Raw genomic sequence first — 12,517 nt, 5'->3', positions numbered from 1 at the left:
GCGCAGGTATGCCGTCCGGTCGGGCACGCGGGCGCCGGGCGGGTCGTTGCGCAAGGAGAGTGGCACAGAGAACCGCACGACACCAGAACACCTGACACAGAACCGAACCTGACGAGAGGACCCTGATGTCGTTCCTGGACAAGATGAAGAAGAAGGCCGAGGAGCTCGAGCTCGACAAGAAGGCCAAGGAGCTGCAGGAGGCAGCGACCACTGCTGCGAAGCAGGCTCGCGAGAAGGCGGGTGACCTCACCGCCCAGAACCGCGAGAAGATCGACGGCTACGTCGAGAAGGCCGCGACGACGATCGACGCGAAGACCGACGGGAAGTACGCCGACAAGGTCGCCAAGGCCAAGCAGACCGTCGGCAAGGGTGTCGACAAGGTCGCGGAGGGCTCACCGAGCACCTCGCAGAGCACGTCCACACCGCCTCCTGCGGGATCGCCTGCGGCAGAGGCGGATTCGCCCAACCATGCCACCTTCCCCGTCGACCCGGACGCCCCGCGTCCGCCCGTGCCCGGCGAGCCGGGTGCGACTCCGCCACCACCTCACGGAGTGTGATCTGCGCCGCGACGACACCGCATACGCCAAGGGTGGTGTGTCGCGTGGCGGATGTTGGCAGGATGGGTAAGGACGTTTGGACCTAGGAGGACGCATGTTTCGCACCAAGCAGTCCCGCACGGAGGCGGCTGTAGACCAGGCACGCGCGGCGGCAATCGACGTCAGCAGCTCCACAGGGGAGCGTCTCGACGCCCTCAAGAGCACCGCTGCCGACCAGGCGAGCGTTGCCGCAGAGGCGGCCAAAGACCGGCTCGACGCGGCCCGCGCGGCAGCCGGGCCGGCTGCCAGCGACGCCGCCGCCGTCGCGAAGGAGAAGCTCGTCGCGGCGAAGGTCGCTGCCACGCCCGTGATCCAGGACGCCGCCGACACCGCCAAGGAGCGCCTCACCGAGGCCGCCTACCAGGCACGAGAGGCTGCAGGCGAGGCCCTGCACGAGGCGGCCGACCGGGCCAAGCCGAGGGTGGAGGCCGCCCAGGCGACCTTCGTCGACACCGTGCTGCCCAAGGTCGGCGCAGCCATCGCCACCGCGACCGCGGCCCTCGCGGCCGGGTCGCACCAGGCGATGGAGGCCGCGGCCCCGCACCTCGAGCAGGCCAAGGAGGCCGCGTTCGTCGCCGGCGACCGGAGCAAGGACGCGTATGCCGTCCTCACCGGTGACGCCGTCGCCAAGCGCCGGCACAGCCGCACGAAGTGGCTCATCGGGATCGGTCTCGCGGCGGCGGCTGTCGCTGCCGTCGCGGCGTTCCGCAAGCAGCAGCAGAAGGCCGACGACCCGTGGGCCACGCCCCTCGAGACGTCGCCCGGCGCCGCCGGCACGAGCAGCTACGGCTCGACCGGCAGCACGCTCAAGGACAAGGCCGCCGTGCAGGTCGAGGCCGCCAAGGAGGCCGTGACCGACGCCGCCGCCAAGGCCAAGGAGAAGGGCGCCGAGCTCGCCGACGCGGCCAAGGACAAGGCCGGCGACCTCGCGGCCAAGGGCCAGTCGGCCATCGCCGACGCCAAGGACCACTCCGGTGAGGCCGTCGACGAGGCCAAGGATGCCGCTGGCGACGCGAAGGACGCTCTGGTCGAAGCCGCAGGCGACGCCAAGGACGCGGCCGTTGACGCGAAGGATGCTGCGGTCGACGCGGCCGGCGACGCCAAGGACGAGCTGGAGGGTCAGGTCACCGCCGTCGACCCGACGCCGGACTCCGACGCCATCACCTCCGACGCGGTCGAGGGCGGCACCATCAACGGCGCCTCCACGAAGGCCTCGCCGCGGGGCTCGGCCAAGGCCCGCCTCGCCCAGGAGGGCGACAGCGCGAGCTGATCGCCGGCAGGCCACACACGCCAGACAGAGAAGGACCCGGGTGCCAGAGGCATCCGGGTCCTTCTCTGCGTGAGCTGGCTCGCACCGACAGGGGGACAGTGCGAGCCAGCACAAGCAGAAGGGCTGGGCGCGGTTCGTGCGGGCCCAACCCTTCGCTACCCACCAGTGTAGAACCTGAACTGATGGCTGCGCGAGGGGTTCGGTGAAGATTGCATCACATCGAGCAGATCTGAAAACGACCTTTCTCCGCAAAACGCCCACGAGCCGTCGATCCTGCGTTGTGCGCCTGGGCGCGACGGCCGTCCTGCATGCCCTGCTTCCCTCGAGCATGACACCGCACGGTGCTCCGCGCCAGAGAAATCACCCTGTCGATCTCCTGAGACCCGGATAGGCGTGCACGGCGTTGTCGCGCGCGATCATCCGCGCGACCCGGCTGGCGTCGGCCTGGCACCACTCGCCCCGGGCGACGAAGCCGCCCACGACGCGGGCCATCGCCTGCCGCCAGAGGCGGGCCCCGAGCAGGTGCAGGTCGGCCGGGCCGCACGCGTCTGAGCTGTAGAGCACCTTGTGGAAGGGGGCGAGCTCGAGGCTGCGGGCGACGAGCGAGGTCGAGCGAGCGCCGACGAAGCTCACCGAAAGACCGACGTCGAGGTAGACGTTGCCGAACGCCTGGGCGAGGTAGCCGGCCTCGCGCTCGAACGGGTAGCAGTGCAGGAGCATGACCGGCACCCGGCGAACGGCCGGCTGGCGCAGGAAGTCGGTGAGCAGCAGCGGGTCCGACCGCCGCAGGTCCATGTCGCGGTCGCCGAGGCCGACGTGCAGCTGGAGGGGCAGTCCTAGATCGATCGCCTCGTGGATGCCGAAGGCGATGAGCTGCTGGTCGGTGAGACGAACCGACCCCGACCTCGCGACGTCCCGCGCCCAGCTGCCGGCGTGCCGGGCGACCACGGCGTCGCTCGGTCGGCTGAGGTCGACGTCGAACCCGGCGCGGTAGGCGAGCACGGACTTCACCGCGACCGCGCCACGCACCCGCTCGGCGAGCAGCGAGCGGAAGGCGGCGGCATACCGCTGCGGTGGGGTGTCGGCTGACGCGAGCTGCTCGGCCAGGGTCTCGAGTCGCACGACCTCGTGTGCGCGGCCGCCGCTCGCGGCCGCGAGCGCCTCGGGCGTGAGCAGGTCGTCGGCGCGGTGGCCCGTGTCGACGAGCCAGTCGCTCACGCCGGCTGCGGAGAGGAAGCGGCGGTTGACCTCCGCCTCGCCGAGCTCGGCCCGCCGCGCCCAGTAGTCGTCGGGGCTCGCATGCGGCTCGAGCCCGAGCACCGGCGCGCACCATCGGCGGATCGCGAAGCCGACCTGGGTGTCGAAGGGGTCGACGCGTGCGGGCAGCGGCTCGGTGTCAGCCTCGTTGAGGGCGTTGTCGTATGCCGTCCGCTCGGGGGAGGCGCGGAACGCACCGTGCACGTGGTGGTCGACGAGCGCGATCGTGTCGAGCTCGGCGAGCAGGTCGCGAGCGGGGCCCTCCGACGGCGCCTCCACGTCAGATCGACCACCGCAGGCGGAGGCGCTCGCAGAGCTGCTCGGCGTCGAGGTCGGCGAAGGCGGTGACTTCATGGAGGCGGACGGCGAGCAGCGCGGCCGCGGCGTGCTCGCCGAGGACACGCTCCGCGACGGATCCGGCGAAGGCGTCGAGGATGGTCTCCTGGTCGTCGAGGACGAGGCTGAGCCCGGCCTCGGCGCGGGCGGCATCGTCGAGCCGTCCTGTGTCACGGACGATCTCGGGCGGCAGGGGCAGCTCGTGCTCGATGCCGTCGAGGGCGAGACCGAGGAGGACGGCGGTGGCGAGGTAGGGGTTCGCGGAGGTGTCGACGACCTTGATCTCGATGTTGGCCCCGTGGGGGTTGGCCGGGCCGGCGCGCAGGTAGCGGACCGCCGCCTCGCGGTTCTCGGTGCCCCAACAGAGGGTGGCGCCCGACCACATGCCGGGTCGCAGGCGCGGGCCGGAGAGGATCGACCCGGTGAGGACGGCCTGTGCGCCGAGGAGTCCGTCGAGGATGCCGGCGATGGCCTGGCCTCCGGTGGGTGTCGGTCCGTGCGCGGTCTCCTGGTGCAGGGTCGCGGGCGGGTCGTCGAGAAGGTTCACGCCGCCTGAGCGGAGCGAGAGGTGCTGGTGGGCGCCGTTGCCGACCGCGCCGGCGAAGGGGACCGGTGAGAAGGACGCAGCAAGGCCGTGGGCGCGGGTGATGATGCCGATGAGCGTCTTGAGGAGGATGACCGAGTCGGCCGCCTCGACCGGCGCCTGCGGGGCGAGGGAGAGCTCGAGCTGGTGGGCGCCGTACTCCGCGTGCACCTGCTCGATGCCGAGCCCGGCCACGTCTGCTGCCTCGAGGAGCTCGCCGATGAGGGCGCTCCGGTCGACGACCGCCGACAGTCCGTAGGGGGTCCAGGCGCCGGGTGGTAGGGCAGAGCCGTCGGGGGCGACGAGGACGAACTCGAGCTCGTGGCCGACGAGGGCGGTGAGGTCCTGCTCGCCGAGCCGCTCGACGACCCGGGTGAGGACGTGTCGGGGCGCGGTCGGGTCAGGCTCGCCCTCCTGAGTGACGACGTGCGTGGGTCCGGCGGCCAGGCCACCGGGGAGCACACGGACCGCCTCGGGCACGAGCCGCATCCGCAGGTCGCCGACGGCGTCGTAGAAGGGGGTGAGCTGGATCGTGCCGTCGAGGGCGTAGCCGTGGTGGACCGGTGACATCCCCGCACCGGCGGTGACGAAGGCGCTCGTGCGGGCCACCGGCATCGACTTGGCGTGCACGAGGTTCGCGGCGTTGGTCGCCCAGCCCGCCACGACGCATACGCCCTCGCGACCCAGCACCTCGGTGAGGTCGGCCGCCGACGTGCCCTCGCTCACGCTCATGACGGCAGTCTGCCCCGGTCGGCGCGTGGCCGCGCGTCAACGGGTGGGAGGGCTCACGGCGGCTGTTCGAGGGGCCGCAGATCCTGTCGGTGAGGGGCCGAGAATCGACGGGATGAGCACGGCGGAAGGCGTGGAACCTGAAGAACTTGCCCAAGTCGTGTCCGGCCGCGCGGCGTGGCGACCTTCGGGAGGGTGGATCATGGATAGGTGAACACCCCACGAAGCCGCCTCAAATCCAGCCCCTTCGCCGAGCGCGTCGCCGACGAGGTGCTCGACCTGGCCGTCGCCGACCGCGTCGCGCACGACAAGTACGGCCTGGGCGAGGTCAAGGCCGTCGGCGGCGGCTGCGTCATCGTCGCGTTCGGCTCAGAGCGGGTGCGCGTCGCGAGCCCTTACGCCAAGCTCACCCGCCTCTGAGTCGGTTCTGAGGCATCTCGGGGGCAGCAGTGAACCGGCGCTCAGCCGACCCGTCGCCGGGTCACCACACGCGGATGCGTGAGGTGCCCGACGAGAGGGTGTTGAGCGGACCCGCCGGGTAGGACCCGTCGGGGCTCTTGAGCTCCCCGAGGAGGTCGCAGTCGATCGTCACGGGTGAGCCGTCGCGCTCCTCGAAGTCGGCGTCGACAAAACGCACCCGGGGCAGGTCGGCGCCGGTGACGAGCCCGACCCGCAGCCCGTCGAACGCCTCGGCCAGGTCCGCCTCGAGCCAGACCTCGTCGCCGTCGTCGGTGACGGTGAACAACGCGGAGGAGAGGCGCAGCGGGGCGTCCTCGGCGGCATACGGGCGGGCGGCGCCGGCATACGCGTTGTGGCGGATGTAGACGGGCTGCGGCACGTCGGGGAAGCGGTTGTGGTCGCCCGGCGGCTGCGCGTCGATGAGCGCGAGGTAGTCGTCGAAGGTCGCCGGGTGGCCGTCGTAGCCGGCGGTGCCGACCCAGGCGCCGTCGAAGGTGTGGGCGTGGGTGCCGTAGGCGTCGTCGATCTCGCCGCCGGCGAAGACGTTGCCGATCCAGCGGTCGTCGGCGCCGTAGATGACGGCGTAGCCCGCGACCTGCGTGCTGTGCGGGCGGTGGTAGGGCGTCGCGCGGTCCATGACGCGGATGAGGCCGAGCGTGCCGGCGAGGAGGTTGCCGACGTAGGCGCCGCCCTGGCTGAAGGACTCGATGGAGACCGGGGAGGCCAGCAGGTTGTGGTCGATGACGTACGGGCCGTGGCTGACCTCGACGAAGAGGTCGCGCGAGTTGCCGTAGAGGACGTTGCGCGCGACGCGGGTGCCCTGGGTCTGCCAGTCGAGCCAGATGCCGAGCGAGCACGCGTGGATGCGGTTGTGGGTGATCTCGACGTCGATGGCCGCGTGGAGCTTGATACCGGCGATCTCGTGGCCGTAGAACTCGCGCTTGAGGGCGATGCGGTGGATGTGGTTGTCCTCGATGGTCGAGAACACGCAGCCGAGGTGGCCGGCGATCGCGCACTGGCCGCAGTCGTAGATCGTGTTGCGGCGGATGACGTGGCTGCCGATGTGCTCCTTGTCCCAGCCGATCTGCTGGGCGGAGAAGACGGACTCGAGCTGGTACTGGTAGCCCGGCTTGTCGCCGCGGCGGGTGTAGTTGTTGTCGCCCGTCGAGGCCTCCTTGCCGATGGAGATCGCCACGCACTTCGCGTCGTGGATGACGTTGTCCTCGATGACCCAGCCCTTGGCCCAGTTCGGGCCGATGAGCCCCGGCTGGTCGGCGGTCGGCGGCGCCCACGGGGAGGCGGCTTGGCACAGCTCGAAACCGCGGACGGTGATGAAGTCAACATGGTGCTCGGTGGGGTAGAAGACCGAGCGGCGCACGTTGATCTCGACGAGGCGTTCGTTGGGGTCGGCGTCGTGGAAGTTCGCCCAGATGGTCGTCGTGTCGGGGGTGACGCGCGCGTGCCAGACGTATGCCGTCTGGTCGGGGTCGTGGACGGGGACCTGTCGCTCGGTCCAGTCGTCGCGAACCTCGGTACGGCGGGTGGGCTGGTGGACCTCGTCGGGGCTGCCGACCTCGTAGAAGCTGCGGCCGTCGAGGTAGACGTCGCCGAGGTGCTTGCGCTGACCCTCCTCGATGGGGCGGACGACCCAGTCGCCGACGATCTCTTCTGCGAAGGGGTTGAAGGCGCCGAAGAGCTCGTTGGGGACGTCGACCTGCCAGACGGTGCTCGGGGTGTGGGCGGTGGTGGCGGCGCTGCGCTGCCACCCCGTGATGCGTTCGCTGCCCTTGATGACGACGTGCTCGCCGGGGGCGGCTTCGTAGGTGATGCGGCGGGCGTTGCTGAGGCCGCCACGCTTCGGGGAGACCCACTCGCGGTACTCACCCTCGTGGACGAGCACCGTGTCGCCCGGCTGGGCCTGCTGCGCGGCGTGGTTGATCGTGCGGAAGGGACTGGCCTCGGACCCGTCCGCCTGGTCGGAGCCGGTGGTGGCGACATGCAGCACGGTGGTCACGACAGTGTGTCCTCTCGGTGGATCTCGATGGGTGCGCTCTCGACCCTACGCAGGTTGCGGGCGAGTCGGCCGGGCCGGGTCGGTCGGGTCGTTCCGGCCGCGCAGGCGTTTCGGTGCAACTCGCACGATCGGTGACGAACCTCCGCCCCGGCTGTGGGTTGCGAGGTTCGATGTGGTGCGAAAGCCATGACGGGGGCGTGAAGTCAGGAGCACACTCGGGAGTTGGGGAAGACAGGGAGCTCGGGGGTTTCGGGGGGTCTCGGGGGTTCGGGGGCAACACTCACACCCAGCACGAAGGTGGCATCTCATGAAGCGAACTCGCCATGCCCTCGCCCTCAGCGCCGCAATCGCCGTCGCGAGCGCCGTTCTCGCACCTGCGGCATCGGCGGCCAGCGGACCACTGGCCGGCACCTGGACATCGATCGACACCGACGGGAGCAACCAGACCCTGACCATCGTCGGGTCGGGAGCCCATGTGTATTCGATGTCGTACTTCGACGACGTCGCCAGCGGTGCCTGCGGCGGCGATCCGGCCATGGTCAAGGGGCCCGGCTACCCGGACGGTGACACCCTGACGATGGTCGGGACGCTCACCTGCCTGCCCGGCGGCAACGTCTTCCGAGAGCGGCTGGTCCTCGGCTACGAGTACGACGCCGAGACGGACACGCTCACAGACGGCTCCGACGTCGTTTGGCACCGGACGGGCTGACAACTCTCCGCCCAAACTGATCGACGTATCTCTCGCCGTTGTCTGACCGATGTGACGGATATCCGTGCGTCGGCCTGGCAAGCTGCCTAAGGTGACGAATGGGGACGAAAGTCTGCTCGAGGGCCTTTACGAAAGCCTGATCACTCGGTCTTTGGAGAAGCGCCTCGAAGGTCTGGCGGCCCCCGAGATTCACCGCGGTCTGGTGGACGAGGCTGACGAGCCGGAGGTTCTGGCCCGGCACGTCCGCGACGTCACGCTGCGCGCGTTGCGCGCCGAGAGGAATGCGCAGCGCCGACTCGCCCTCGTCAATCGGCTTGTCGAGAATCTGGGTGCGCAGCAGGATTCCCTGGCGGAGGCCAGGCAGCTCCTCGCGGTGCTCTCGCGACCCGGCGCCGGTCAGTCAGCGGGGGTGGTCGTCGACCGGCCTTCCACGCCGCTGTCCGACGCCGCTCTTCTCACCAACGCACCTGGAGAGCCGGGGGTGGGTCACGAGATCCGGGCCGAATTGGCGAGCGCCGACAGCGCCGATGTCATCATGGCCTTCGTCAAGTGGTACGGCCTACGACTCTTGGAAGATCGTTTGGAGCTGCTCCGAGATCGTGGAGCACCGTTGCGCGTCATCACGACGACCTACATGGGAGCCACCGAGCGCGCCGCACTGGATCGGCTGGTGCGGGACTTCGGAGCACAGGTCAAGGTGCAGTACGACGCCCAGCGCACGAGGCTGCACGCCAAAGCGTGGCTGTTCCGTCGCAACACGGGGTTCGACACGGCATATGTCGGCTCAAGCAACCTCTCGCGCGCGGCGATGCTCGACGGGGTCGAGTGGAACGTGCGGTTGTCTGCGGTCTCCACCCCGGCTCTGCTCCAGAAGTTCCTGGCGACGTTCGACAGCTACTGGCACGACGAGACGTTCGAGACCTACGACCCCGCAGTCGATCGTGATCGTCTGGACGATGCGCTGGCCGAGGCCTCCGGGAAGCGAGTCCCAGACAGGGTCACCCGGCTCTCGGGCCTCGAGGTTCGGCCCTACCCCTACCAGCAGGAGATGCTCGACCAGCTCGACGTCGAGCGTGCCGTCCACGGCCGCCACCGCAACCTGCTCGTCGCAGCGACTGGCACCGGCAAGACGGTCGTGGCAGCACTCGATTACCGGCGTCTGGCCGCTGGTCGACCGACGCTGCCGCGACTGCTGTTCGTCGCGCACCGCCGGGAGATCCTGCAGCAGTCGCTGCGCACCTACCGCGAGGTCCTCAGCGACGCCAACTTCGGGGAGCTCTACGTGGACGGCCATCGGCCCGAGCGTTGGGACCATGTGTTCGCCTCCGTGCAATCCCTGTCGGCCTACGGGATCACTAACGTGCCGGCCGACGCCTATGACGTCGTCGTGATCGACGAGTTCCACCACGCTCAGGCGAACACTTACAGGCGCCTCCTCGATCACCTGACCCCTCGAGAGATGTTGGGCCTGACGGCTACTCCCGAACGTGGAGATGGCCTCGATGTGCGGTCGTTCTTCGAGGGCCGGACCGCAGCGGAGTTGCGTCTATGGGACGCGCTCAAGGCTGATCTGCTGACGCCGTTCCACTACTTCGCCATCGCCGATGGCATGGACCTCACACGGGTCGACTGGAAGGCCGGCGCCTACGACCCGGGTGAATTGTCGAACCTGTTCACGGGCAATGACGCCCGTGCCCGGATCATTCTCAAGGCGCTGCAGGACAAAGTGGTTGACCTCAGCACCATGAAGGCGCTGGGATTCTGCGTCTCGCGCGATCACGCGCGCTACATGACCCGGGTCTTCAACGACTCCGGGGTTGCGTCGGCCGCAGTCCTGGGCGACACCCCGTCGGGCGAGCGCGACGCGGCAGTGAAAGATCTCGCCACCGGCGCCCTCCAGGTGATCTTCACCGTTGACGTCTTCAACGAAGGTGTCGACGTGCCCGCCATCAACACGGTGCTCTTCCTGCGTCCCACGGAGAGCTCGACCGTCTTCCTCCAACAACTGGGTCGAGGTCTGCGTCGCGCCCGGGACAAGGCAGTCCTGACCGCGCTCGACTTCGTCGGTCACCACCGTAAGGAATTCCGTTTCGACCAACGATTCCGGGCCATGACCGGGAGCACGCGCGCTGCCCTCCAACGCGACGTCGAGCACGGATTCCCCTTCCTTCCGGCCGGCACCCAGATCATCCTCGACCGACAAAGTCAGCGGCTCGTCCTCGAGAACATCAAGAGCCAGGTGACTAGGCGGTGGCCGAGTCTGGCGTCCGAGCTGCGCGCCCACCCCACCGACGACCTCGGGACGTTCCTGTACGACGCTGGGGTCGAAGTCTCTGACGTTGTGTCTGGAACTGGACGCTCCTGGGCCCGACTGAGACGGGAGGCTGGACGGGATGTTGCAGCGCCAGGACCCCTCGAGGAGGCCCTCCTCAAGCGGGTCCGCGCCGTGTGTCACGTGGACGACCCCGATCGGGCCGCGGCCTACCTGACCTGGCTCGCGGACGACGCTCCGCGTTACAGCGACGCGGACCCAGTCCATCAGGCGTTCGGGCGAATGCTCCTCTTCTCGCTTTGGCCGGACGGCGGCGGATTCGCTTCTTACGATGCGGCGCTCGACGCTCTTGCGCGCGAGGTGGCCGCTCGAGAAGATCTTCGGGCGGCCGTTCATCTCGCGTTGGAGGGAGCAGAGCGCGTCACAACTCGTCTGACCGGTGACCTGTGGCAACGACCCCTGCGGGTGCATGCCCGCTACACGCGCGAAGAGATCGTCGCCGCCCTCGACTACGTCTCGATCGAGGGCCGCAAGGCGAACAGCTTCCGGGAGGGAGTCCTCTTCGCTCCTGAGGCACGAGCCGACGCCTTCCTCGTGACCCTGGAGAAGTCCGAAGCGGAGTACTCACCCACGACGATGTACGAGGACTACGCGATCAGTCCGCAACTCTTCCACTGGGAGTCGCAGTCCGGGACGACGGTCGCCTCCAACACCGGTCAGCGCTACCTCAGCCATCGAGCCGCGGGGACCCACGTGCTGCTGTTCACCCGCCCTCGAAAGGTATCCGTCTTCGGAACGGGGGCGCCCTATCTGTTCCTCGGGGAGGCGGATTACGTGGAGCACCGGGGCGAGCGTCCCATCGCCATCACGTGGCGCCTCCGCACTCCGATGCCAGCCGCAGACTTCGCCGCGGCGAGCGTCGTTGTCTGAGGCATACACGGTCCCGGCCACTGGCTGCTGGGCGCGACCTATCGCATCGTTTGCCGGGAGGTCAGTTGCGGTTGAGCCCGAACTCGCGGCTCATCAATGCGCGCTTGTAGTGAGCCTCCGCTGCGTCGACCTCTGCCATCGGTGTGGACGGCCCGAATACGCGAAGGATTGACCATTGGAAGTGGCGGGCGTGTGCGGTGTCGATGCCCTTCAGCTCTCGCAGCGCGACGTTGCCGCCGTGGCCGTCCCGGGCGTAGGCAGTCCAGCGCCCCAGGAGTCGCTCCGCGCCGTCGGCCTTGCCGACGTACTGCCTACCTGTGCTCGTGTCGGTGATGAGGTAGATGCCCTGCACCACACCAAGGGCCGTCCGCCAAGCGTCGTAGCGCGAGTCTTCGATCATGGTGCGAAGACTCGCGCTGTCCAAGAGAACCTGGTCATAGCCGGGGAAAGGCACGACCTCTGGATCAGCAATCTCGACGACGGGGAAGGTTGCCGCGGAAGTGCCCTTCTTCGCCCAGTTGATCGCGTCCTTCGACCACTCGGTGACAAGCCGGTTTGCCAGCGATGACATGACCCTTGATGGCCTCAAGTCGAAGTGGCGGAGCGTCGCCGTTCGCTCCGACTCGAGCTCGCCATGGTTCTCGAAGGCGCCCCAGTAGCGGCATCGTCTTCCACTCTCTGCCAGGAAGTTCAGCCAGATCCGCGGTTGATGCGAGTTGAAGCGGAGCCCCTGTGCCCGCGTGTAAGCCAACACGTTCTCCGGCGTGGTTTCGCCGCGACGAAGACCATCGAGGTTGTAGGTATGGCGAACGACCAACACGTCTGCCGGGTTGAGGCCGCACGCGATGAAGATGTGGCTGAGGGTCAGGTCACCGGCTGTCGAGGGATTCGCGTTCACGGACCGCAGCGTAGGCAACACGCGGTACCGGGTGTGGGACAGAGCGCTTCGGCTGCGACCCCTCCGAACAAATGAAGGAGCCCCTCACCGGTGACAGGCAAGGGGCTCTGAGCTGTGGTGGAGCCAAGGGGACTCGAACCCCTAACCCCCTGCTTGCAAAGCAGGTGCGCTACCAATTGCGCTATGGCCCCTGGGTGGTGCTGGGTGCTGCGATCCCGAGCGGATCAGCTCAGGAAGCAGCTGGTGCTTCGTCGCCGTCGGCGGCTGCGTCGGCCGGAACGCTGACCTGCGTCGCCGCCGGGGCGGCGGGTGCCACCGGTGCCTGCACGTCGTCGGTCGCCGCGGTCCAGAGGTCCTGCTCGGCCTGCTGTTGCTTGGCCTTGTTCCGCAGGAAGATCGCTCCGCCGACTGCTGCGCCGATGATGACGAGTCGCTTGAGCATGGATCCTCCTGGTGCAGTGACG

The 12,517-nt window shown here is 68.9% G+C and carries 10 protein-coding genes and 1 tRNA gene; 5 read left to right on the top strand and 6 right to left on the bottom strand.

Annotated features, from left to right (window positions below; all coding sequences use genetic code 11):
- Positions 1 to 125 precede the first annotated feature (125 nt).
- Together FHX52_RS18345 and FHX52_RS18340 are read left to right on the top strand one after the other, a co-directional pair.
- Positions 126 to 557, top strand: coding sequence for an antitoxin (locus FHX52_RS18345; RefSeq protein WP_141823843.1), 432 nt, complete (start codon positions 126 to 128; stop codon positions 555 to 557).
- Positions 558 to 651: 94 nt separating this feature from the next.
- Positions 652 to 1,866, top strand: a complete 1,215-nt coding sequence (locus tag FHX52_RS18340; RefSeq protein WP_141823842.1) for a hypothetical protein — start codon at positions 652 to 654, stop codon at positions 1,864 to 1,866.
- 360 nt (positions 1,867 to 2,226) lie between these two features.
- Here FHX52_RS18340 and FHX52_RS18335 read toward each other — a convergent pair whose 3' ends face one another.
- Together FHX52_RS18335 and FHX52_RS18330 are read right to left on the bottom strand one after the other, a co-directional pair.
- Positions 2,227 to 3,402, bottom strand: a complete 1,176-nt coding sequence (locus tag FHX52_RS18335) for an amidohydrolase family protein (protein ID WP_141823841.1) — start codon at positions 3,400 to 3,402, stop codon at positions 2,227 to 2,229.
- Between the two features lies 1 nt (position 3,403).
- Positions 3,404 to 4,774, bottom strand: coding sequence for a type I glutamate--ammonia ligase (locus tag FHX52_RS18330; RefSeq protein WP_141823840.1), 1,371 nt, complete (start codon positions 4,772 to 4,774; stop codon positions 3,404 to 3,406).
- A gap of 207 nt (positions 4,775 to 4,981) precedes the next feature.
- On the opposite strand from FHX52_RS18330, the gene FHX52_RS18325 reads away from it, so the two are divergent.
- The gene (locus tag FHX52_RS18325; protein WP_141823839.1) at positions 4,982 to 5,191 is read left to right on the top strand and encodes a hypothetical protein; all 210 of its coding nucleotides are present in this window, start codon (positions 4,982 to 4,984) and stop codon (positions 5,189 to 5,191) included.
- A 61-nt stretch (positions 5,192 to 5,252) separates the two neighbouring features.
- Here the strand turns inward: FHX52_RS18325 and FHX52_RS18320 are convergent, their stop codons facing one another.
- Positions 5,253 to 7,244 carry a right-handed parallel beta-helix repeat-containing protein gene (locus FHX52_RS18320; protein WP_141823838.1) on the bottom strand — a complete coding sequence of 664 codons (1,992 nt, stop codon included), beginning with the start codon at positions 7,242 to 7,244 and terminating at the stop codon, positions 5,253 to 5,255.
- A gap of 307 nt (positions 7,245 to 7,551) precedes the next feature.
- On the opposite strand from FHX52_RS18320, the gene FHX52_RS18315 reads away from it, so the two are divergent.
- Both FHX52_RS18315 and FHX52_RS18310 read left to right on the top strand, forming a co-directional pair.
- On the top strand, positions 7,552 to 7,953 hold the full coding sequence (locus FHX52_RS18315) for a hypothetical protein (protein ID WP_141823837.1): 402 nt from the start codon (positions 7,552 to 7,554) through the stop codon (positions 7,951 to 7,953).
- Between the two features lie 112 nt (positions 7,954 to 8,065).
- Positions 8,066 to 11,155, top strand: coding sequence for a DEAD/DEAH box helicase (locus tag FHX52_RS18310; RefSeq protein ID WP_141824755.1), 3,090 nt, complete (start codon positions 8,066 to 8,068; stop codon positions 11,153 to 11,155).
- A gap of 61 nt (positions 11,156 to 11,216) precedes the next feature.
- Here the strand turns inward: FHX52_RS18310 and FHX52_RS18305 are convergent, their stop codons facing one another.
- The 3 genes from FHX52_RS18305 to FHX52_RS18295 all read right to left on the bottom strand — a co-directional run bounded on the left by FHX52_RS18305 (position 11,217) and on the right by FHX52_RS18295 (position 12,495).
- Positions 11,217 to 12,053 carry a GIY-YIG nuclease family protein gene (locus FHX52_RS18305; protein ID WP_246070224.1) on the bottom strand — a complete coding sequence of 279 codons (837 nt, stop codon included), beginning with the start codon at positions 12,051 to 12,053 and terminating at the stop codon, positions 11,217 to 11,219.
- A 115-nt stretch (positions 12,054 to 12,168) separates the two neighbouring features.
- A tRNA-Ala gene (locus tag FHX52_RS18300) sits at positions 12,169 to 12,244 on the bottom strand.
- Positions 12,245 to 12,282: 38 nt separating this feature from the next.
- Positions 12,283 to 12,495, bottom strand: coding sequence for a DLW-39 family protein (locus FHX52_RS18295; RefSeq protein WP_141823836.1), 213 nt, complete (start codon positions 12,493 to 12,495; stop codon positions 12,283 to 12,285).
- Positions 12,496 to 12,517: the final 22 nt, after the last annotated feature.

This window comes from Humibacillus xanthopallidus (genome assembly GCF_006717145.1).
GTDB classification, from domain to species: domain Bacteria; phylum Actinomycetota; class Actinomycetes; order Actinomycetales; family Dermatophilaceae; genus Humibacillus; species Humibacillus xanthopallidus.
The sequence above is the reverse complement of the archived record's forward strand: the minus strand, read 5'-3'. Positions and strand labels throughout refer to the sequence as shown.

What these genes read in the sequence shown, in the direction of transcription:
- FHX52_RS18345 (WP_141823843.1), top strand. Translation starts at nt 126, where the DNA reads ATGTCGTTCCTGGACAAGATGAAGAAGAAGGCCGAGGAGCTCGAGCTC.
- FHX52_RS18340 (WP_141823842.1), top strand. Translation starts at nt 652, where the DNA reads ATGTTTCGCACCAAGCAGTCCCGCACGGAGGCGGCTGTAGACCAGGCA.
- FHX52_RS18330 (WP_141823840.1), bottom strand. Translation starts at nt 4,774, where the DNA reads ATGAGCGTGAGCGAGGGCACGTCGGCGGCCGACCTCACCGAGGTGCTG.
- FHX52_RS18315 (WP_141823837.1), top strand. Translation starts at nt 7,552, where the DNA reads ATGAAGCGAACTCGCCATGCCCTCGCCCTCAGCGCCGCAATCGCCGTC.
- FHX52_RS18295 (WP_141823836.1), bottom strand. Translation starts at nt 12,495, where the DNA reads ATGCTCAAGCGACTCGTCATCATCGGCGCAGCAGTCGGCGGAGCGATC.